At 57.2% G+C, this 20,845-nt stretch carries 16 protein-coding genes; 11 read left to right on the top strand and 5 right to left on the bottom strand.

The window, feature by feature from the left end:
* The first annotated feature begins 54 nt into the window (after positions 1-54).
* The 4 genes from AABA21_RS35070 (at position 55) to AABA21_RS35055 (ending at position 4,802) form a co-directional block, all read left to right on the top strand.
* Entirely contained in the window at positions 55-1,077 is a 1,023-nt protein-coding gene (locus AABA21_RS35070) for a DNA-methyltransferase (RefSeq protein WP_338257400.1), read from the top strand.
* An 883-nt stretch (positions 1,078-1,960) separates the two neighbouring features.
* Positions 1,961-2,761: an inositol monophosphatase family protein gene (locus tag AABA21_RS35065; protein WP_338257399.1), complete on the top strand. Its 801-nt coding sequence runs from the start codon at positions 1,961-1,963 to the stop codon at positions 2,759-2,761.
* An 18-nt stretch (positions 2,762-2,779) separates the two neighbouring features.
* Positions 2,780-3,910, top strand: a complete 1,131-nt coding sequence (locus AABA21_RS35060; protein ID WP_338257398.1) for a L,D-transpeptidase — start codon at positions 2,780-2,782, stop codon at positions 3,908-3,910.
* A 175-nt stretch (positions 3,911-4,085) separates the two neighbouring features.
* Positions 4,086-4,802, top strand: a complete 717-nt coding sequence (locus tag AABA21_RS35055) for a hypothetical protein (protein WP_338257397.1) — start codon at positions 4,086-4,088, stop codon at positions 4,800-4,802.
* 87 nt (positions 4,803-4,889) lie between these two features.
* Here AABA21_RS35055 and AABA21_RS35050 read toward each other — a convergent pair whose 3' ends face one another.
* On the bottom strand, positions 4,890-6,365 hold the full coding sequence (locus tag AABA21_RS35050) for a serine hydrolase domain-containing protein (protein ID WP_338257396.1): 1,476 nt from the start codon (positions 6,363-6,365) through the stop codon (positions 4,890-4,892).
* 384 nt (positions 6,366-6,749) lie between these two features.
* Here AABA21_RS35050 and AABA21_RS35045 point away from each other — a divergent pair, with 384 nt between their 5' ends.
* Together AABA21_RS35045 and AABA21_RS35040 are read left to right on the top strand one after the other, a co-directional pair.
* Positions 6,750-7,193: a MarR family winged helix-turn-helix transcriptional regulator gene (locus AABA21_RS35045; RefSeq protein ID WP_338257395.1), complete on the top strand. Its 444-nt coding sequence runs from the start codon at positions 6,750-6,752 to the stop codon at positions 7,191-7,193.
* Between the two features lie 61 nt (positions 7,194-7,254).
* Positions 7,255-7,608, top strand: coding sequence for an ester cyclase (locus AABA21_RS35040; protein ID WP_338257394.1), 354 nt, complete (start codon positions 7,255-7,257; stop codon positions 7,606-7,608).
* A 245-nt stretch (positions 7,609-7,853) separates the two neighbouring features.
* Here the strand turns inward: AABA21_RS35040 and AABA21_RS35035 are convergent, their stop codons facing one another.
* Entirely contained in the window at positions 7,854-8,678 is an 825-nt protein-coding gene (locus AABA21_RS35035) for an SDR family oxidoreductase (RefSeq protein ID WP_338257393.1), read from the bottom strand.
* Positions 8,679-8,828: 150 nt separating this feature from the next.
* On the opposite strand from AABA21_RS35035, the gene AABA21_RS35030 reads away from it, so the two are divergent.
* From AABA21_RS35030 to AABA21_RS35020, 3 genes are all read left to right on the top strand, one after another.
* Complete coding sequence (locus AABA21_RS35030; protein WP_338257392.1) at positions 8,829-9,731, top strand: MmyB family transcriptional regulator; 903 nt, start codon at positions 8,829-8,831, stop codon at positions 9,729-9,731.
* A gap of 139 nt (positions 9,732-9,870) precedes the next feature.
* Positions 9,871-10,821 (top strand): GNAT family N-acetyltransferase, encoded by a 951-nt coding sequence (locus AABA21_RS35025; protein ID WP_338257391.1) that lies wholly within the window; start codon positions 9,871-9,873, stop codon positions 10,819-10,821.
* A 263-nt stretch (positions 10,822-11,084) separates the two neighbouring features.
* Entirely contained in the window at positions 11,085-13,121 is a 2,037-nt protein-coding gene (locus tag AABA21_RS35020) for a WD40 repeat domain-containing protein (protein ID WP_338257390.1), read from the top strand.
* Positions 13,122-13,201: 80 nt separating this feature from the next.
* On the opposite strand, the gene AABA21_RS35015 is transcribed toward AABA21_RS35020, so the two are convergent.
* From AABA21_RS35015 to AABA21_RS35005, 3 genes are all read right to left on the bottom strand, one after another.
* On the bottom strand, positions 13,202-13,468 hold the full coding sequence (locus AABA21_RS35015; protein ID WP_338257389.1) for a hypothetical protein: 267 nt from the start codon (positions 13,466-13,468) through the stop codon (positions 13,202-13,204).
* A 158-nt stretch (positions 13,469-13,626) separates the two neighbouring features.
* Positions 13,627-15,681 (bottom strand): protein kinase domain-containing protein, encoded by a 2,055-nt coding sequence (locus AABA21_RS35010; protein WP_338257388.1) that lies wholly within the window; start codon positions 15,679-15,681, stop codon positions 13,627-13,629.
* Positions 15,682-15,712: 31 nt separating this feature from the next.
* Entirely contained in the window at positions 15,713-17,935 is a 2,223-nt protein-coding gene (locus AABA21_RS35005; RefSeq protein ID WP_338257387.1) for a protein kinase domain-containing protein, read from the bottom strand.
* A 490-nt stretch (positions 17,936-18,425) separates the two neighbouring features.
* Here AABA21_RS35005 and AABA21_RS35000 point away from each other — a divergent pair, with 490 nt between their 5' ends.
* Positions 18,426-19,562 carry a ferritin-like domain-containing protein gene (locus AABA21_RS35000; protein WP_338257385.1) on the top strand — a complete coding sequence of 379 codons (1,137 nt, stop codon included), beginning with the start codon at positions 18,426-18,428 and terminating at the stop codon, positions 19,560-19,562.
* Between the two features lie 167 nt (positions 19,563-19,729).
* Entirely contained in the window at positions 19,730-20,431 is a 702-nt protein-coding gene (locus tag AABA21_RS34995; RefSeq protein WP_338257384.1) for an alpha/beta hydrolase, read from the top strand.
* The last annotated feature ends 414 nt before the right edge of the window (positions 20,432-20,845 follow it).

The raw sequence follows: 20,845 nt of genomic DNA, 5'->3' as shown, positions 1-20,845 counted from the left end.
GTCATATGCTACAGTGAGCGCAGAGAAAACGCAAGCAGGGGGTATTGGGAGTCGATGGCTGAACTGGTTTGGAAGGGAAAGAGGATACCGGAATACGATCCCGCGACACTTGCGTTGAGCGTGGATGCCTGTTATGGTCCCGGTGATGAGCGACGCGCGACGCCGCCCGAGAGCTGGTTTAATCGCCTCATCCATGCCGACAGGGGACTGGTTCTGCCGGCGCTGCTACCAGAGTTTCAGGGCCAGGTCAACCTGATCTACATTGATCCCCCGTTTATGACCGGTCGCACCTTTAAAACGGGCGCGCAACTGCTGACAACAGGAAGCATTTCTTATCAGGATATCTGGAACAACGACCTGGATATCTATCTGCAATGGCTCTACGAAACATTTTACTACCTCCATCAACTTCTGGCCGACAACGGCAGTCTCTATGTCCATCTCGACTGGCGTGCCACCCATTACGCGCGCATCCTGCTGGACGAGATCTTCCTGACCGGTCCGCGCCACCTGGGAGCTGGCCTCAAAAACGAGATCATCTGGCACTACCAATCGGGTGGACGCGCCACCAAGTCATTCGCACGCAAGCACGACACGATCCTCCTCTACACCAAATCGCGCCACTACCAGTTTCACGCCGAGCGCGTCGGACAGCTCAGGGGCAGCGAGAAACGCAACCACATGCGCAAAAGCATCGGACCCGACGGCCAGCCGATCTGGACCATCCACACCGCCGGCAAGACCTACACCTACACCGAGAGCAGCGTCATGTCGCGCGACGACGTCTGGAGCGACATCAGCCACCTGCACCAGAAAGATCCCGAACGCACCGGCTACGCCACCCAGAAGCCCGTCGCCCTCCTCGAACGCCTCCTGCTCGCCTCCTCAAACGAAAACGACCTCGTCCTGGACTGCTTCTGCGGTAGCGGCGTCACCCCCGTCGTCGCCGAACAGCTCGGCCGCCGCTGGCTCGCCTGCGACCAGAGCGATGTAGCAATTTCAGTCACCCTCACCCGACTTTTGCGCCACATCCACCGCAACGTTTTTGCATTACAAAGCGTTAAAAGGGTAGAATAAAGACGAAAGCAAACAACAACCATGCGGCACGTCGTCTTGGATCGAGGGCAAATCGGCCGCATGATCTTTTAATTTTTAACCGGGTATAACATACCCTTTTGTTTCCCCGCCTACGGCGGGGAAGGGAGAGGAGGAGATTTGGGGGCACCCCAAACCCCGGCAGGAGGGGCTCGCCGCCCCTCCTGCACCTCCCCGCTTTATGCCGGCTTTATTTGTTAAATATCATAGGGCCGAACCTACGCCGGGGCGTTTCGTGCATGGTGGGGAAATCGGCCGCGAGGGCCGAACCTACGCCGGGGCGTTTCGTGCGTGGTGGGGGAAATCGGCCGCAAGGGCCGAACCTACGGGAATGCATACCCCATACATTTCCCACCCCCTTGCACCGCCGCAGGCGGCAACCGGGGCGGGTGGTGCAGGAGGACCGCCGAGGCCCTCCTGCCGGGGGCGTGGGGGTGTCCCCCACCATTCCCCCCTCCCCCTTGCACCGCCGCAGGCGGCAAAAAGGAGCGAGGGGTGCAGGGGCCTCCCTGCCGGGGGGCGTGGGGGTGCCCCCCACCATTCCCCCCTCCCCTTGTACCGCCGCAGGCGGCAAAAAGGAGCGAGGGGTGCAGGGGCCTCCCTGCCGGGGGGCGTGGGGGTGTCCCCCACCATTCCCCCCTCCCCCTTGCACCGCCGCAGGCGGCAAAAAGGAGCGAGGGGTGCAGGGGCCTCCCTGCCGGGGGCGTGGGGGTGTCCCCCACCATTCCCCCTCCCCTTGTGCCGCCGCAGGCGGCGCGAAAGGGGGAGAAATCTCATCCATCCTTTGCATGTAGAGCACAAATGCTGGTATGATACAGTCAGCACATTTTTTACAATGTATCACAACAGATAGGCAAAAATAGCAATGCTAGAACTTCTCGAACAACTTTTTCGACAGGTCAGAGCCTACACGCAGGCGGAACGTTATGATCGCAAGCAGGTCTACTCCCACTCTTCCAAGCATACAACGATGCAGTTCGATAGAGACGCGGAAGACCTGATCATCAACGGACTCGCTGAGAGCGGTCAGGGCTTTGAGATTATTACCGAGGAACGTCCAACCTTCGCCACAACCGAACATCCGCAATATCGGATCGTGGTGGACCCTATCGATGGGTCAACCAACGTTGAGCGAGGGATTACGACGGCCGCGGTCGCCCTGGCGGTGCTCCCCATTGACGCGCCTGTTACGCCGGAACACGTCCAATGGGCCCTGGTCGGCGAGTTGTTTACCGGAACCGTCTTCGAGGCGCAGAAGGGCGGCGGGGCGTTCCGCAATGGACGCCGCTGCCAGGTGAGCCATACCAGCAATCTCAAGGATTGCGTGGCTGGCCTCAACCTCGACGGTCGCAACGGCGACGCGCTACGCGCCCTGCTGACTGAAAGTCCACGTCTGGGAGTCGTCCGGCGCAGCGGCAGTTCGGCCATTGATAGCGTCTATGTTGCTAGCGGCACCTATGATGCGTATATAGATATTGGAGATGAAATCACTGGCGAGTCGTTCCTTGCATCAGCCAACATTGTTTTGGAGGCCGGCGGTATCGTTACCGACCATGAAGGTCAGCCACTGCGCCCGATTACGTCGCTCAATGACAAATTTTCGCTGGTCATAGCCGGCAACAAGAAACTGCACCAGAATATTCTGGCCAGGATTCACAAAGGATAAACAAAGGATTTTTTATCTATGCATACGACACAGAGCACATCCACCCCCGCTGTGCGGCGCACATGGCTGTCGTATCTCCTGTGTGGTCTGACCCTCTGCCTGATCCTCAGCGGGTGTCAGTTGCCTGGTCTCACCAGCAATAGCAGCAGCGGCGGCCCATCCACGGTCCCGACCCCGACTCCGACCCCGGCTATCAGCGCCAACATCAAAAGCCAGGGGACGATGGAGCTGCAGACGATGCAGCAGTGGATCAATACCATGAAGCAGTATGGTGGTCAGACCGCCACCTACGAGCAGCAATACAGCAGCGACCAGCAGGCATTGCAGAACGCCCACAGCGCCAGCACGTATCAGAGCGCGCTGGCCACGGCTCGCAGCAATGTCAGCGACCTCAAGCTGGCGGCCATCAAGCAGGAGCAGCAGAGCACCCAGCAACAACTGCAGCAGATGGTCTCCAACTGGGAAAACAGCCATCCCTACCACGACACATTTAATAACAAAACGTATAAGATGGGCTTTGAATACGACGACAAGACCGGCATTGGCAACTGGATCAAAGACGACCTATCGACCGCCAAGACGTTCGCCGACTACCAGCAGATCGTCGAAAATACCCTAATGTATATCACCAACTTCAAGGCCATGATGGCCAACGCCAGCGACAAGACGCCGAACAACCAGCCACACCAGACCGATCTGCAGCTGATGCAGACCTATGGCAAAACCGATCGGCAGGTCCTGGTCGTCTCGCTGAGCGAGCAGACCATGCGCGTCTACGAACATAGCAAGCTGATCAAGACCCTGCTGGTCACTACCGGCCAGCCCGACAAACCCTCGCCTCCGGGAAGCTGGTGGGTCGAGAGCCACCAGACGCACGTCACCTTTAAGTCCATCGCCCCCAAAGGTGATCCGTACTGGTTCCCCGACACTCCCATCAACTTCGCCATGCAATATCATAGCGACGGCTACTATATCCATGACAGCTGGTGGCGCGCCGAATACGGTCCCCTCACGCAGTTCCCGCACCAGGACACCACCGGCGATTCGGGCGCCGACATCGGCTCCCATGGCTGCGTCAACCTATCCAAGAGCGACGCCCAATGGGTCTACGATCACGTCCAGCTCTTTACCGGAGTAATCATCTACTAAAACAACATAAGTTCGGGCCTTGCGCCCGATTGGCTGGATTTCATCCTGGGCGATGGCGCCCACCAGTTGAGATCCAGTTCGCTGAACCACCTGGCACAACTTAACATAATGTCTGGCACACTCGAAGCTTTTGCGCTCAACAATGAAGTTATTTCGGACAGAGAAGGTATCGAAAATGCAAGAGTTCAACATAGACTATATACGTCATGAATGGGAATATATTAAGAGACGCATCAAGACCGTTCACAACGGGGCCAAGGTTGCGGCCCTGCTCAACGGCTGTACCCTGCTCGATCTGGATGAAAGTCACACTCCCCCACTCCTGCTCATCCGGGCAAGCACGGAGTTCTATTATCAAACGCTACTCCCCTTTGTCGAGGAAGACGTGGTCAGCTGGGCCATCGAAATGACCATCGGCATCGTCTGCCAGGTTCAGCTCCTACCACCGCTGCAGGATATCCTGCTCGTATCCCCGACACGGGACGCCGGGCAACACAGACAGACGCCGATGGTCACTATGCCGCCGATCATAGCCGAGGCACAACAGACGGCCCACATCAAGATCGAAAAGCCTCCCGCGCGGCGCCAGCGCTGGTCTGATCCGCTCAAGCTGGAACACATCCAGGCCGACTGGCAGCAGATCAGGAAGAGGATCTATAAGAAAGGCAACTGCGGCGAGATCGCGCTGGCGCTGGCTGCCAGCCAGCCGGTCGCTCTGCAGATGGATGAGTATCCGCCGACGCTGGTGTTGCGCGCCCTCAACGAGCGCGCCAGCGCGACGCTGGCCAACCATGCCGCCGACGGCAGCCTGATGATGGCCCTGCTCAACGAGCTCGGCCACGTCTGCCGCCTGCGGATCCTGCCGCCCCCGGCGACCTCACCATCGCCGTAGATTCGGGCCTTGCGCCCGATTTTTTCTCGACGCGCGAAAAATCGGGCGCAAGGCCCGAATCTACGCAAGCGCCCGGAAAGGAGTCTTTTAAGCTTCTTTCTTTAATTCAGTCCAGAAGCTGAGGGCATGGCCACAGCGCCATCCTTGATCTACCGCCTCGTGGGTCATCGCTGTCGTTGATCCGGTGAGGCGATCGTGGCGCAGCCTGAGTTCAAAATGGAGAATATGGGGATAGCGCCGCGTGTCCGCTGTGTTGATGGTGCCTGTCATCTCGCCGGTCAGGCGCTGATCCTTGAAGTGGGGCTGGTTGACCAGCGTTTTCAACTGCTTGTCGAGTTGGACATGAATATCCCCGCTCTCTTTAAACCAGAGGGTCAGCGGGATAGCACCTTCGTAGGTATGCACGTGTCCGCTCCACCGTCCCAGCAGTTGCTCATCGGGGCTGAAGTCTGGCTCAGACTTTTCATCCTGTTCCGGCTCGCGCTTCTCCATGCTGCGGGCGCGGTTCTCGGCATAGCCCGGCAGCAGTTCCGAAAAGATATCAACAGCAACCTGGTCAACCAGGGCCGAGGCGGCGTCACCGTCGCCATTGCAAAGGACCACGACCGCCACCTGGGACGCGGGGATCAGGTTCAACTGGGTTCTGACCCCACCCATACCGCCGCCATGGCCGACAATAACATAATCAGGAATCCCATTGTGGATACCCCAGCCAATCCCGTAGCCATCGGTATCGCCCGAAGCTGTTGTTGACACCTGCATCTCATCGATAGAGGCATCCGAAAGAATCGCCTTCTGATCGGGCAGGTGCTGCTTCAGATGGAACATGCCGAAGCGCAGCAGGTCATGGGCGCTACAGTAGACAGAGGACGCGGCTGGATGGTCGCAATCATAAAAAGGATAGAGCGATCCTCCCTCATCGTAGCGCTGGGCCTGAAATTCTTCCAGGCCTGGGCCGATATCGACGGACGCTCGCAGCATGCCGAGAGGATAAAAGACCTCCGAGCGCAGGAAGTCCGCGTAGCTCTTGCCCGCGAGGCGCGCGATCACTTCGCCAAGGATGCCGTAGCCCAGGTTGGAATACTGGTAGTGCTCGCCGGGCGCGTTCACCAGGTGCCCATAGCGCCGGATCGTCTCATCCATCGACGGCGGCAGATACGGCTCATCCTCATAGAAAAAATGGTAGTGCAGCGGCAGGCCCGAAGTATGGTTGGCCACGCGGCGCACCGTCGCCTCCCCGGCGTTGCCCACGTGGGCCCGCAGCCTGCTATCGCCCAGATACTCATTGATGGGGCGATCAAGATCGAGCAGCCCGCGCTCCTTGAGGATCATCAGGCCGGTAGTCGTGATCGGCTTGGAGATCGAAGCCAGCGAATACATCGTGTGGGGAGTCGCCGGAATGCGACGCTCGCGATCGGCCCAGCCGAAGCCCTCCTCCCACAGAATGGTCGATCCACGCGCCACGGCCACGCTGAGAGAGGGTATGCCGTGTTCCACCAATTCCCGCTGGATGCGCTCCCGAATGGCATCAAAGCACGTATCTTCTGACGATGTTTCAGGCATATCTTTTCCTTCCTAATCGCTTCCCGGAGAAGTTGTGCTTTATCCGTGCAGAAAAGAGGGTCCTATATTATTTGGCACGGGCAACATGCACATGTTAGAGGGTTTCAAGAGGGTATTCCGACTATTTCATGTATTTACCACTTTGATTATAAGCGATGCACATGAGCCTGTCAACACAGGCTCTTTTTCTCATATAATATCGCTTTAGCATGTAATATGCAATGATATCATATACGCGTGTCTCTGAAGTCAAAAAAAGCCAGAATGTATATTATTTATACCATCAACTCTTGATAATATCAAGAGTTGATGGTATAAATAATATAGAGCATCGCTTTCTAGCAAAGCGCGGAAATTATAGAGGACCTGGAGGCAAAGTGACGCATGGATGTTCTTGAGGATAGCTTCTTTCAACAGCTGGCATCTGCCTGTTCTGAATCCAGGCAGGCCTTTGATCGCCATGTCGGTATGAGTCAGCCCCGGCGGCAGCTGTTGATCCTGTTGTCTGGGCTCGGCGAGGTGAGCCATGCTGCTTTACAGCAACATTTAGCCGTTGATGGGGCCACGATTACTCGCCTGGTCAAGCGGTTTGAGTCCGAAGGGGTACTCAGCCGCCGCCTCGATCCCCAGGATAATCGCTACACGCTGGTCTCTTTGACGGCTTCAGGCCAGCAAACCGTTGCTGATCTGAGCATGGCACATCGCCTCTTTCAGGCCCGGCTGCTCGCCGATATCCCTAAAGAAGAGCAAGAGGCGGCGCTGCGCGTTCTCGAACGCTTACGCGCCAACATACGCGCTCTTCAGGACGAAAGCCGGCAGCAACAATAAGCGCATGCACAATCACAGGCAATCGATCGCAACGACAAGTATCATTCACAGGAGATCTGGCATGACAGCAATGGACAACAAAGCTCTGGCTTCTCGTGTCTATGAAGCCATTAACACGCAGGACCTCGCGACCCTGGACGAACTCTTTGATCCGCACATTATCAGGCATGCCATGGGAGAAGTTGGCATTGAGCGCGCGCGAGCGGCTGTGACCAGCTCCTTTGCCACCTTCCCAGAGAGACGCTTCGTCGTCGAAGATCTTATCGCCGAAGGGGACAAAGTCGCACTGCGGGTCACAGTTCACGGCATTCCCACACCGCCGGGAGAGCCTCTCCCTCTCATTATGGAGATTTTTCGCATCGAAAACGGACGCGTTGCCGAAATCTGGGGCGCTGGCACCGTACGCCGACCCTAAGAAAAATGACGAGCGTACGTGCGGGGCTTGCCCCCGCTTTGTTTCTTTCCTAAAAGGAAAAGCTCCTTCAAAGCGGCCAGGAACGGTTGTATGTGATGCATCGCATCATGCTTGTTGCTTTTCCGAGCGGCGAGGAAGGAAGCGGGGGCAAGCCCCGCACGTACTGCTTCTCTTTCTATTTGTGCATTTCCTTAAATTGAAGGTATTGGGCTTTGCGACCTCGTACGGAGACGGGGCCACGGCTGTTAGCCAAAGTAGTGCTGTTCGATGTCCGGGATCAGCGCGGGGTGCGTGGGTTGCCATCCCAAGAGTTCGCGGGTCCGGGCGCTCGTCCTGGGGGCGTCGATCGCCGCCACGATGGCAAGGAAAGGACCGAAGTGGGCCTCGGCCTCTTCAGGGGCAATGCTGACCACCGGCAGGTTCAGGTGGCGACCGATGACGCCAGCGATGTCGCGGAATGGCACCGCCTCGTCGCCGACGCCGTCAATGCGTGACCCGGCCGGGGCGGACTCCAGCGCCAGGCGGAACATGCGCGCCACATCGAGGCGATGGACGCCCGACCAACTGTTGGACCCATCACCGACGTAGGCAGAGACACCCTTCGCACGCGCAACGTCGATCAGCTGCGGCACCAGGCCGTGCCTGTCGCCCTCGCCGTGCACGGACAGCGAGAGGGTGGCGACCACTGATCGCACATTAGCCAGCCCGAGTACCGCGTTATCCGATGCCTCGCCGTTCAGATGGGCGGTAGTTATAAACGGCTTGCCGGAACCCTCGAGTCCCGCTCCCATCGCCTGGACGGCGCGCAGGTCGGTGGCGAGCGAGTTCGCGAAATCCGTGAAGTCATGCATAAAGGCCAGGTGGATGACGCCGTCGGCGTCGGCGGCCGCGCTGCGCAAGATGTCGAGGTCGTCAATGGTACCGAGCCGCGCCTCGGCTCCGACTTCCTTCAGGAAGGCGGCACCGTTGTCCGAGCGCGTAAGACCGACAACCTGGTGACCGGCGCCGATGAGTTCGCGAACGACAGCGGAGCCGATGAAACCTGTTGATCCCGTGACGAAAACACGCATAATAAAATCTTCTTTCTAGTGATAAAATGAAGAGCAGATTCGCTTTCTGGGAATAGTATAGAAGGATGCAACTGTTGTACCAAGAGTAAAAATACACCTGAGCCTTCGGCCCTTTGGTCTGGATTCGATAGCGGATTGTATGAGGGAAAAATGTCACTACAACTATCTGCGCGGAACGAGGATAACACGTCCGCAAAAGAGCAGGCGCGGGTGTTCCATCAGATGCTCGCAGCCATTGAAGCGGTGCGCGAGAGGCGCCAGGAGGAATATCGCGAGCGGCGCCATCCTCAGCTGAAGCGCTTTACGCAACAGGAGCTCAACGACGAAGTCTGCCCGACCTATAAAAACTGGCTGATCGGGCGCTCCCAGCGCATGCCGAGCCGCTCAACGCTGATGGGGATCGCCGACTACCTGGAATGCAGGCTCAGCGAGCGCAACGATATCCTGCTGGCGGCGCAATACCTGCCGGAGCAGCCAGGATGGGAAGGAGACTCGTTGCGGCAAGCACTGGAGCAGGCGAAACTGACCATGGAGACCTTGCCCTATCCAGCCATCGTGGTCACGCACACCCTGCAGGTCCATGCCGCCAACGAGCTCTTTCTGCGCCTGATGGAGGTGCCATCCCTCGATACGATTCCAGCACATCAGCGCACGATACTTCATTTTCTCCTGCATCCGAAATTTCGGGCGAACGCCATGGTCAGCGCGGAAGCACATGCCACGTGGCGACAACACGTGCTGTATGCCATGCGGCACTTCAAACAGCAGAACGCGCTGTACCAGTATGATGCCTGGTATCAGCAGTTCGTGAAGCGCTGTTGTGATGAGATCCCGGACTTCCAAACCTACTGGGAGGAAGCGTGCGAAGTCACCCGGCAGGAGGTCGCGCCGACAAAGATGGTGTTTGCGCGCATGCCGACAAGTGGCGAGCTGCTCCCCATCCGCATACGCAACATGATGATCTCCGTCAGCAGCAAAACCTATCCGGCGGTCGCGGCCCTGTTGCCAGTCGATGAGGCAGCGCGTACCGTGTATGCCTCGTTGGCCCCGTAAATTCGGCCCCCGCGGCCGATTTGCATTTCCGGCCTACTGTGTCTCTTAAACCCGTCATACTCATCCATGTTATCCTTCGCAGCTCGATCGCCTGGGGAACTTGAGTCGTTCTCACTATAGCAGTAAAGGAACTCATCTGATGCCATCGACCACCAGGGTCCTCATCCGACCAGAACACGTCACAGACTACGTCGACATCGCTGCTCTGCATGCTCGCGCTTTCGGCAACCGCACAACTGAGCCACTCATTGTCGCGCTGCACCGAAGCCGCCGTGCGTTTGACCCCGAACTTTCCCTGGTGGCCGAGATCGACGGGCGTCTGGTCGGGCATGTGCTCTTTTCACCCCATCAGATCCGCCTGCTTGGCTCGACCGTTCCCGCTGTTAACCTTGCACCGATTGCTGTTGAGCCAGCCTATCAGGGCCAGGGAATTGGTGGCCAGTTGATTAATGAGGGGCACATGATCGCTGCCTCCAAAGGATATCTTGTCAGCTTTCTGCTTGGACACCCGACGTATTATCCGCGTTTCGGCTATCAGACGCACGCTTATGGCTCCTCGCACCTGCTGTTGCCCCTTGAGGAACCCTCTCAGGAGCCCCTCGAAGTGCGCAGCCCAGCCGAGGAGGATGTGCCAGCGCTGTGTGAACTCTGGCAGCATGAGGAACAGGGAGTGGACATGGCGCTCTTTCCCGGGCGAGATCTGCTGGATTGGCTTAGCCCGCACCCGGCCATCCAGGCACGCGTCTATCTCCACTCCGGCACCCTCGTTGGCTATACCCGTATCCATCAAAACCAACCGACGCACCCGCGCTTCTTCCTGGCCCGCGATGCTGAGACGGCACGAGCGATGGTCTCGACTATAGCAAAAAAGCTGAAAACGCAGGCGCAGGACCTCCTGTTTACCCTACCATTCCATCCCCTCTCAGCGTCCGCACAAGCTCTGGGGAAGGCGACGTGCCAGTCATGGGAAGCGGCTATGGCCTGTGAGCTTGGCCCAAGCCCCCTGCCCGACTACCTGGCCCAGGTTCGTGCAGAACAACACCCGATTGGCCGTCCACTCTGGCCGACCCTTTTTGATCTGGACGAATGAAGGCCAGGCCTCATTCTTCACGTTCAAATTGGGTCCGTTCAGCTGTTTCCAATTGGTGATTTTACCAGTGCTTCCACTTCATATCATGCCTGCTTTATAACTTAAAGCCCCAAAAAAGATGATGCTCGCGTTTCTTTATCAGAAGTCAAAACGGGGCTGCCTCATATACTCTTTTTGCATAAAATGGCGAAAACGAGCTCCAGCATAAAAGCGTTCACAGACAGATAAGGGGGTCTCACATGCGCAAGAGAGCTTGCTCTCGGATGTTTCTATGGATGGTGTGCCTGCTATCTTTGCTTCTCGCGGCCTGTACGAGCCAGCCGACGCTAGATGCAAGCCAAACACCCGACGTACCAACACCTGATCTGCCGACAACCAGACAAACGCCTGTGGCACAGCAAGCTTCTTACCCCGAAGGGAAGGTGCTCTTTACCTACCAGGGGCATCAGCATCCCGCATCCGATGGTCAGATGCAGAATGTGAGAGAGCTACAGTGGTCACCGAATGGCAAACGCATTGCCTCCACCGATGGAGTCACACTCGACATCTGGGATGCCATGACCGGTGGGCACGCCTACAGGGTTCCGTTGAAGTCAATTGATGGCTTCGCCTGGTCTCCTGACGGCCGCTACATCGCCGTAGAGGCTTACAAGAATAAGGCTTACAGCATTCAGATCTGGGATACCACCACCAGCAAAGTAAAGCTTACCCTGGACGGAAATGTTGATGGTATAGTTGCCCCGGTATGGTCCCCTGATGGCAAGTATATTGCGGGCAGTGACACGACTCAGCACACGATAGAGATCTGGAGCGCGAGCAGCGGAAAAATCAGTTCCGAGATCACCGAAGCAGACGCATCCATAAGAACCCTGACCTGGGCGCCTGATAGCCAGCGCCTCGCGGAAACAACCTGGACTGACCTGCGGATCTGGAACGTCCCGGCGGCGAAAAGGCTGAAAAAGTACACCCTGGATTCATTATCCAAAATACCGTTTGCCTGGTCTCCCGATGGCAAACAGTTCGCATCGGGCACCATTTCTCAATCCGGCACACCAGAAATTGCGATTCGAGACAGCGATACAGGCGAATTTGTTGCCACCTATAACGGCTATGGTGATGCGCCTTATATGGTGCAATTCTCACCCGACGGCAAACGTCTGCTGATCATTAAAGATAACCTGACGCTACAGATAAGAGATGTGGCAAGGGGCAATTTCATCTTCACCGCTACCAATAAAGTACAGCATCACATTAATACAGCCGCCTGGTCCCCCGATGGCAAATTGATCGCGTCTAATGACGGTAATCTGGTCCAGGTCTGGAGCGCCGCACCCGGACGTGAAATGCTCACCTATCTGGGGCTGACATCGCAGAACGGCGAGGGTGATCTGGGGATTGCGTCGCTGGCATACGCTCCCAATGGGCAGTATATCGTCGCTTCTGGCGACAGCAAACAGAAGACCATCCAGGTCTTGAACGCCAAAAACGGTGAGCATATCCTGACGCGCCCCGGAGTGGCCACCAGCCTGGCCTGGTCCCCAAACAGTACCCTGATCGCATCGGCACAGACAGATAATAACGTGTACATCTGGAATGCACTGACGGGCCAACAAGTGCTGGTGTATCAAGGTCACCACATAGAGATTTCAAAAGTAGTCTGGTCACGCGATGGAAAAAGCCTGATCTCGGGCGATATTGAAGGCCATATCCAGATCTGGGATGCCAGCACCGGCAAGCTACGCACCAGCCTGACAGATCCCAATAACGATCTGTTTGCGCTGGCGCTTTCTCCTGATGGACACCTCCTGGTCGAGGGCAACGGTCCCTTAAACGTCTGGAATCTGGCGACAGGAAAAATCATCTATAGCTATAAAGATCGGCATACGCTCTTTTATGACGCCTCCTGGTCGCCCGACAGCAAGCGGATCGCCTCGGCCAGCTATGACCATACCATCTATGTCTGGGACGCGACAACTGGCGGACACCAGCTCCTCTATCGCAATCATCAGGAAAAAGTGTTTCTGGTTGCGTGGTCCCCTGACGGCAAATATCTGGCCTCAGGCAGTAGTGACATGCCCGGCCGCAACATCCAGGTCTGGAATGCCAGCACAGGGAAAACCGCTGCCACCTACGACGGCAGCGTGACAGGGGTTGATGCGCTGGGCTGGTCTCCTGATAGCACAGCAATTGCTTTGGGGGGGGTTACAGGGGGCCTATACAAATATTGTCCAGCTCTGGCATCCATTTTGAACAGGCAAAAAAATATCAGGGCGGACAACAATCATTTCCGACCTGAATGAGATAATGGCGCGTTCATCCTGACAATAGCGAAGACCGGTGCGCTCTATGCCAGAGCGAACCGGTCTTTCCAGCTGGTGCGTTAGATTTTTTCGTCCACGGCCGCGGTAATGTCGACGATCTCCTCGACGTCGGCCGCCTTGAGGTTGAGGAACTCCCCTTCATTCTGGACCTCTACCAGAACCAGGGCGTCGTAGCCAGCGTCGAGTTGGACGAGTTGAAATTGAATCACCTTGATCACTCTATAGCCAGGCTGGCCGGGCAATTCTTTGCCAATCAGGTCGTTGGCCCAGGCCGCCACATCCAGGACCGTATCCGCACCTTTGTGGCCAAGCAAGCGTGTTTCCATTATCAAAACCTCCCTCTAAATCTACAGGAGAAAAGAAGCGACTCCAGCGGCTCCACGTTCACTACCGGCCCTGCCCCCAACCTCCTGCTATCGTCAATAACATAAGGTATATACGCTCAACAGAGCCTAAAAGATCCTCGGCACCATGCTCAGGCCCTTTATAGCGGAAGGAGGGTGCGCCAGAGTTCGACCGTGCCGTCCTGGCAGCCGCAGGCGATCGTCTTGCCGTCCGGCGACCAGGCGATGCTGCGCACGGTAGAGGTATTTTTACGCGCGTGCCGCTGCAGGACTTTGCCGGTCGCGGCATCCCAGATCTGAAGCTGCCGGGAGTTGCTAGAGGAGGCGAGATATCTGCCATCGGCGGACCAGCCGGCCGCCGTGATCGCCGTATCCCCGCTGAACGCGACCACGACCTCACCAGATGTAGCCTTCCAGATGTAGAACGGACCACTACTATTGCCACCAGAGGCGATGCGCGTACTGTCAGGCGACCAGAGGCTCAAGACGGTGTCGGGAGACGTCGAGTGCTGGAAAGGCGCTCCAGCTAATCTCTGGAAGTAGGCCAGCGGCTGCTTATCCGCGATCCTGATCACACGAATGCCCTGTCGCTCAAGCATGGAAATGTATTGCTGATCAGGCGCGCAGCGTGAAGTGCTCACATAATCGTCATGGCTATCAACCGGCATCCCATAGAGGACAGTTGCATCGCCAGGGAATGTCTGCAGATCGGTGGGCGCCAGCTTATAGACGCTGCCATAATCATCAGTTACAATGACGCTCTGGTTATCCGAGCTCCAGAAGATATTGTTACACTGAAAATATGCCTGCGTCGCTGTATACTGGCCAATGACAACGCCTGTATTGGCCGCCCAGGTAGCCATCATGCGGGTACCACCAGAGGCGATCCTGGTGCCATCGGGAGACCAGGCCAGCGCATAAATCACATCTACATGCCCATTGAATACGCTGATCGTCTGCCCGGTGGCCGCTCTCCAGATCTGAACAGGGTAGGTTTGATCTGTCCTTTGCTGCTGCTGCTCCTGCTTGCCTCCTCCCGATGCGATATACTGGCCATTGGGGGACCAGGCCAGCGCATCGACGGAATGAGGGGAACCATGATAGACATACACTAAGGCCTCGCGTGGCGTCGCCGTCGCGGCTGGCTTCACCGTCTGCTTTACCACTGGCTTTACCACCGGATTGTGCGGCGATGGCCGGTCGCGCAGAATGCTCTCGGTGACGACGGCACCGGCCCCGATGATGACGCCGGCCAGCAGTCCGAATAAGTTACGCCGTGAAAAGAGCTTTGACGAAAGCGGTGACGGCGCGGCTGGCGCTGGCTGTGACTCTAGCAGGGCGGTAGTTCCCCGCCGGTATGGCGTTGCCTGCGGAGTCTTCCCCATCCCCTGGGCGGCCAGCGCGGCCGCCTCCAGAGACTCAGCAAAAGCTTCAACGCTGGCAAAGCGGTCTGCGGGCTCTTTGGCCAGCGCGTGGAGGATCACCTCATCGGCGCCTGCCGGCAGATCGGCGACGCTATCCAGCAGCGATGCCGCCGGTTCCAGCGCGTGCTGGACAGCCACCTCGATGTATGAACCCTCAAACGGCGGCCGACCGCACAGCCATTCGTAGGCCATGATCCCCAGTGCATATTGATCGCTGGCGGGCAGCAGGCGGTGCTGGAACTGTTCCGGGGCCATATAATCGACGGTCCCCACCAGAGCGCCATCCCGCGCCTCGGCCATACTGATGATACCGGCGAGGCCAAAATCGCTCAGCAGCACATGACCATCCGCCGCCACCAACACGTTTTCGGGCTTCACATCGCCGTGCACGATCCCTTGCTGGTGCGTATAGTGCAGGGCCGAGGCGATCTGCTGCACATAAGCGACCACCTGCCCCAGGGGGAGACGAGTGCCCCGTGGACAGAGATGGCGCAGGGTGCCACCCTGGACATAATCCATCACCAGAAATGGGGTATCGTCCTTAATATCGAACTCGCGCACGGAAACGATGTGGCGGTGGTTCAGATGCGCGACCAGGCGCGCCTCCTGTAAAAAGATCGTCCGGTCCAGGTTTCTTGAGCGCAGGATTTTAATGGCGACCGGTGTTTCCAGGTAGCGATGCACCCCCAGATAGACCTCCGCGAATCCTCCCCGCCCTACAGAACGGATCAGGCGATAATTGCCAAGCTGCTGGCCGCTATAGGTATTCACAGCGCTAAAATTTCCCTTCCCTGCTTGAGAACTATGCCTGGAACTGCCATACGCGAACCGTTTTGTCCTGGCTGCCACTGGCCAGCATATCTCCCCGCTTTGACCAGGCCAGTGAGGTGATCGCGGCCGTATGACCGCCGCACTTACTGACCAATTTGCCGGTCCGCGCGTCCCAGATGGCGATGCTAAAGTCCGCCGGATCGCTATGGGCGGACGCGATATATCTGCCGTCGGGCGACCAGGCAATGGGGGCGGCATAGGTCAGGTAGCTCTTCTGGTAGTTCAGACCTCCCTGGCTATCCCAGATCTGGACCGCCACTACGTTGGCCGCCGCGATATACTGGCTGTCGGACGAGCAGGCCACCGCTAGAACATTGGGCAGGTTCATTTGATAGGTGGATGCGATCTTCAGTGGAACACCAACGTTCCACTGATACACATAGCCGCTATTGACGCCGCCGATGATATACTTCCCATCTGGCGACCAGGCAACAGAGGTGATCTGCTTCTGCTTATCTCCCACCGGGTACAGAACGGGCCAGTCATCGGCGACCCCGGTCCAGATGCCGACCTCTCCCCGATACCCGATCAGCAAGTGCTTTCCATCGGCCGACCAGGTAACGCAATAGGCGTCGCCGATCATATTATTGCCGTTCGCGTCAACCGCCGTTCCATGATCCTCATGAGAGATGGCCTGGCCCGTATCCACGCTCAATAACGTCGTCAGGTCTAAAACATTATCGGCAAGGACCTCGCCCTCGACCACAATGGCGTGGCCATCGGGAGCCCAGGCGGCGGCGATAACGGGCGACCCCATCGATGCTTTCCAGGACAGCTTCCCCGTCCGGGCCTCCCAGACCTGTATATTGTCTTCAAGGACTTGCTTATTGACGGTGCCGGCCGAGGATGAAGAAACGATATATCTGCCGTCAGGGGACCAGGAAACGGCCGAGATAGCCATGGCCTGCGACTGATAGGTATACAGGAGGGTGGCGCGTGGCGTGATCGGCGCGGGATCTGGTGTGGTCTGTGGGAGGCTTGATGTGGTGGTCGGCGCGGAATGCCGGGGATGGCTCCCCGACGCGTCAAGGTTGGGGGCCAGTTCTCTCCATGCCAGGCCGGCGCCTCCAAGGGCTATAAGACCGGCCGCGCCGAGCAACATGGAACGTCTTGAGACGCGCTTGCCGGGAGTGTTAGGCGGCGGCGTCCCGGTTAGCGGCGCAACTCCCCTGGTGGGCATGGACGCAATCCGGTCTGTGGGAGCTTCTGTGAGCGATTCTGGCGACATTTGCGAGACCGGCACGGTGCGATATGATTGAGAAGGGAAGAGAACCGTTGTGTCTGCTCCTACACCAATGCGGGAAGATAACAATGGCGCCTGATCCCGCCGCTGCCATCGATCAGAATCCGGCGCCAGATAGCGGCCTGACCGCAGCGCCTCCTCCAGGGCTTCCGCGAAATCCTGGACCTGCCCATAGCGCTGATGGGGATCTTTGGCCAGCGCCGTCAGGATGACCTGTTCGATGCTGACAGGAATAGCTATGCCGTGCTCACGCAGCGAGGGGGGCGGGACCGTCAGATGCTGCCTGGCGATGGCGAGGTACTCCTTCCCCTGAAATGGCAGTTGGCCGCAGAGCCACTCATAGGCAATAATCGCCAGCGCGTACTGATCACTGGCGGGGCGCGGCTTGCCACGCAGTTGCTCGGGCGCCATATAGCGCACCGTCCCGATCACCTCAGAGACCGTCACCGAACGCGAGCTGCGCGCCTGCGTCGCGATCCCAAAATCGCTGAGGAAAACGTCGCCTTTTTCATCCAGCAGCATATTCTCTGGCTTGACGTCGCGGTGGATCACCCTGTGGTCATGCGCGTACTGCAGCGCCGAGGCCACCTGCTTGAGATAGGGCAGGCAGCGTTCCAGCGGCACGGCCTGTTCGCCAGCAAAACGCTGGCGCAGCGTGCCATTGGCGGAATACTGCATCACGAGATAAGGCATCTCGTCTTCGACGTTAAATTCCAGGATGCGCACGATGTGGGGATGCTGCAGACGAGCAATCATACGCGCCTCCTGCAAGAAGCTTTGCCCCTCCTGATCCTTGACCTGTGTATGCAAGACTTTGATCGCCGCCGGCGTCTCCAGATGCCGATGAATGCCCAGGTAGACCTGGGCGAAACCACCGGACCCCAGCAGTTGAACCAGCCGATAGTTACCCAGATACCTGCCAACCAGATTCTCTTGTTGCGCTCCAGACATACTACTGACAACTTCCTGAATTCAAATGGTGCTTCTCTAAAAAGAGAAAAGGACAGATACATACGCTCTATCCCTACTTACCATTTCTATATTCTGATATCTCTATCTATAGATATACGCAAATAAAATATAAAAATTCACGCCCTATCCTTGCGAGGATAGGCGGAGGCACCTCGACGGGGGCATAAGAGTGTGTTTGACTCCCGTCACCCTAGGGGCACGTGAGCGCCCCCGCGATGACGGGAGTCAAACACACTCTAAAAGATCTCGAGTATAATGCTTTTCTCTTTTTTGTTCGTCCTAAGATATTTCAATTAAAAAGAGCATAGATTACTGAATGTACTATTAATGCTTTTTCTTTTTGTAAAATTAGGTTTTAAAGTTATAATAATTGTATGAGAGGCATCTATTGTATCGGGAGGTCAAATTCTACATTGTATAACTTTTTGTTTTTAAAGACGTAAATTGTTACGATCATCAGGAGGAGATCATGACGGACAATATGCGACGATCAAGGACTCTTAACAGTCGTCGTTCATTTCTGCGTAAAGGACTCGCAGTGGGAGGCGCGGGTGCTGTCAGCGCGGGGCTGCTCGCAAATGGGATGCCGGCGTTCGCGCAGGAGAAACACAAAGGTCTCGACAGGGGAGATATCGCGATTCTTCGCTTCCTGGCCGCGGCCGAGATCATCGAAACGGACTTGTGGCAGCAATACAATGAACTCGGCGGCATTCAGGACAGCGAGGTCCCGGGTGGCAGCGGCAACCCCACCTATACCGCGGCCCTGAAAAATCTAGACGGAGATATGGACCAGTATATCCACGATAACACCGATGACGAGATAAGCCACTTCAGATTCATCAACGCCTTCCTCATGGCGAATGGCGCCCCCCCGGTCAACCTGGACAGATTCCGCACCCTGCCGAGCAGTAAGGCAACGGGCGCGCAGCAGATTGGACGGCTCACCAACCTGATGCAGCTCACAGTAGATACCAGCTGGTGGACCCGCTATCGCAGCTCAACGAAGAACCCTGATTTTGGCGATACGTTCCCCCAGGCCGTCCCCGATCTGTTCAGCGGGCAGTTCCCCGCCATCCCGCGAAACGATGGGGACCTGACACCCCCCAAGCATATACAGGCCATCGCCAATACGGCAGCCTTCCATTTCGGCTTCATCGAACAGGGCGGTACCAGCCTCTACCCATCCCTGGCCCAGCGTGTCAGTAATCCGGTGGTCTTGCGTATCCTGCTCAGCATCGGCCCAACCGAGACCGCCCATTTCCAGACCTGGCATGACAAGGCCGGTAATGCCGTTACTGCTGATAACCCTCTCGCGCCCGCGCCCCTGACCGATCCCACCAATGGCCTGACATTTCCAGACCTCAACTCACCCCCATTCGGCGGAGAGGATTTCCAGACCAATCTGATCATGCCCGAACCGACGATCTTCCTAAGCCGTAAGTTCCCGCCTTGCTCAATCATCCGCCCAACCCGGACGTTTGGGGCCGCCATGGCCGCGGCCAACGCGCTGATCGCCGATGGCCTCTTCATCGGCCAACCACGAGAATTCTTCAAGGTTCTGCGCGAACTGGCGGAGCGCGCGGACGAGGCGCGCCGACAGGTATAACCTCTGTTGTAGCCTGTGACCGTAGGGCCGCAGGCTACAGATGTTTCCCGTTTTATGAGCGCCCATCATCACACCTGTCACGAATATGGCCCTAATACGTGTTTTCTAAATATATTCTCTGAAGTTACACTAAATTTAAATACATAAATACAAGAAAAGAGATGATCATGTCCCCCGCTCGTGATATCAGTTCAAAAGCATGGCGTGGCAGGCTGTCAGCGCGCCCTGCCGATCCAGCGGTTGCCCTGAAGGAGGCCCCTAAGGGGCTATTCACACTTGATCAGCAAGATGGACACGACGCAATCCTCTATGTCCCCCCTTCCTATCAGCCCGATACGCCATTGCCACTTGTGCTGATGCTGCATGGCGCGGGCGGCAATGCGCGCGGCGGACTGGAGCCATTCCTGCCCCTGGCCGATATGGCCAACCTTATCCTGCTCGCGCCATCCTCGGGGGACCAGACCTGGGATGTGATCCGGGGCGGGTTTGGTCCGGACGTGAGCTATATCGATAACATGCTGGGACAGGCCTTCGCGTGGTACGCGGTCGATACCTCGTACCTGGGCATCGCGGGCTTCTCGGATGGGGCGTCCTACGCGCTTTCGCTTGGCCTGACCAACGGCGATCTCTTCACGCATATCATCGCCTTCTCGCCTGGATTTATGGCGCCCGCCTCCCATTATGGCACGCCCCGCATCTACATCTCACACGGGACGCGGGACGCGGTGCTCCCCATCAATCGCTGCAGCCGGCGCATTGTGCCGCAGCTCCAACAGGAACACTACGACGTCCATTACTGCGAATTCGACGGCCCCCACACCGTCCCCATCGAGGCCGTGCGCGGCGCCTGGCAATGGTTCTATCAATAAATTCGGCCATTGCGCCGATACGTTCAATTTAAGATCGTGCAACAAGAGAAAAAACACAGTACGTGCGGGGCTTGCCCCCGCTTGCTTCCTCGCCGCTTATCGATGCAGGCTTCTGCTGATGAAGAACGTCTTTATTGTTGCTTTTTCGAGCGGGAAGGACAAAAGCGGGGGCAAGCCCCGCACGTACTGGGGTCATGTTTATTTTTACCTGCGCTAAAATTGAACGTATTGGGGGCGAGCCCGGCACCTACGGTGTACGGTATTTGTGTAAAATTGCATCTCGTGTTTTATTCGAGGCTTGATTCTCTTTGAGCGCATGTGTTACTATTATCTATGTCTTCGGTGAGATGATTCAATTCATCGTTCTTATCCCATCCAGCATGGTATGTGCCAGATGGGTCAAAGAGCAGGGAG

It is taken from the genome of Dictyobacter halimunensis (assembly GCF_036245075.1).
This window is presented reverse-complemented; position numbering and strand designations above follow the sequence as displayed.

Excerpts from the sequence above, each read along its gene's own strand:
- AABA21_RS35070 (WP_338257400.1), top strand. The coding sequence starts at position 55 with ATGGCTGAACTGGTTTGGAAGGGAAAGAGGATACCGGAATACGATCCC.
- AABA21_RS35065 (WP_338257399.1), top strand. The coding sequence starts at position 1,961 with ATGCTAGAACTTCTCGAACAACTTTTTCGACAGGTCAGAGCCTACACG.
- AABA21_RS35060 (WP_338257398.1), top strand. The coding sequence starts at position 2,780 with ATGCATACGACACAGAGCACATCCACCCCCGCTGTGCGGCGCACATGG.
- AABA21_RS35055 (WP_338257397.1), top strand. The coding sequence starts at position 4,086 with ATGCAAGAGTTCAACATAGACTATATACGTCATGAATGGGAATATATT.
- AABA21_RS35050 (WP_338257396.1), bottom strand. The coding sequence starts at position 6,365 with ATGCCTGAAACATCGTCAGAAGATACGTGCTTTGATGCCATTCGGGAG.
- AABA21_RS35045 (WP_338257395.1), top strand. The coding sequence starts at position 6,750 with ATGGATGTTCTTGAGGATAGCTTCTTTCAACAGCTGGCATCTGCCTGT.
- AABA21_RS35040 (WP_338257394.1), top strand. The coding sequence starts at position 7,255 with ATGACAGCAATGGACAACAAAGCTCTGGCTTCTCGTGTCTATGAAGCC.
- AABA21_RS35035 (WP_338257393.1), bottom strand. The coding sequence starts at position 8,678 with ATGCGTGTTTTCGTCACGGGATCAACAGGTTTCATCGGCTCCGCTGTC.
- AABA21_RS35030 (WP_338257392.1), top strand. The coding sequence starts at position 8,829 with ATGTCACTACAACTATCTGCGCGGAACGAGGATAACACGTCCGCAAAA.
- AABA21_RS35025 (WP_338257391.1), top strand. The coding sequence starts at position 9,871 with ATGCCATCGACCACCAGGGTCCTCATCCGACCAGAACACGTCACAGAC.
- AABA21_RS35020 (WP_338257390.1), top strand. The coding sequence starts at position 11,085 with ATGTTTCTATGGATGGTGTGCCTGCTATCTTTGCTTCTCGCGGCCTGT.
- AABA21_RS35015 (WP_338257389.1), bottom strand. The coding sequence starts at position 13,468 with ATGGAAACACGCTTGCTTGGCCACAAAGGTGCGGATACGGTCCTGGAT.
- AABA21_RS35005 (WP_338257387.1), bottom strand. The coding sequence starts at position 17,935 with ATGTCTGGAGCGCAACAAGAGAATCTGGTTGGCAGGTATCTGGGTAAC.
- AABA21_RS35000 (WP_338257385.1), top strand. The coding sequence starts at position 18,426 with ATGACGGACAATATGCGACGATCAAGGACTCTTAACAGTCGTCGTTCA.
- AABA21_RS34995 (WP_338257384.1), top strand. The coding sequence starts at position 19,730 with ATGTCCCCCGCTCGTGATATCAGTTCAAAAGCATGGCGTGGCAGGCTG.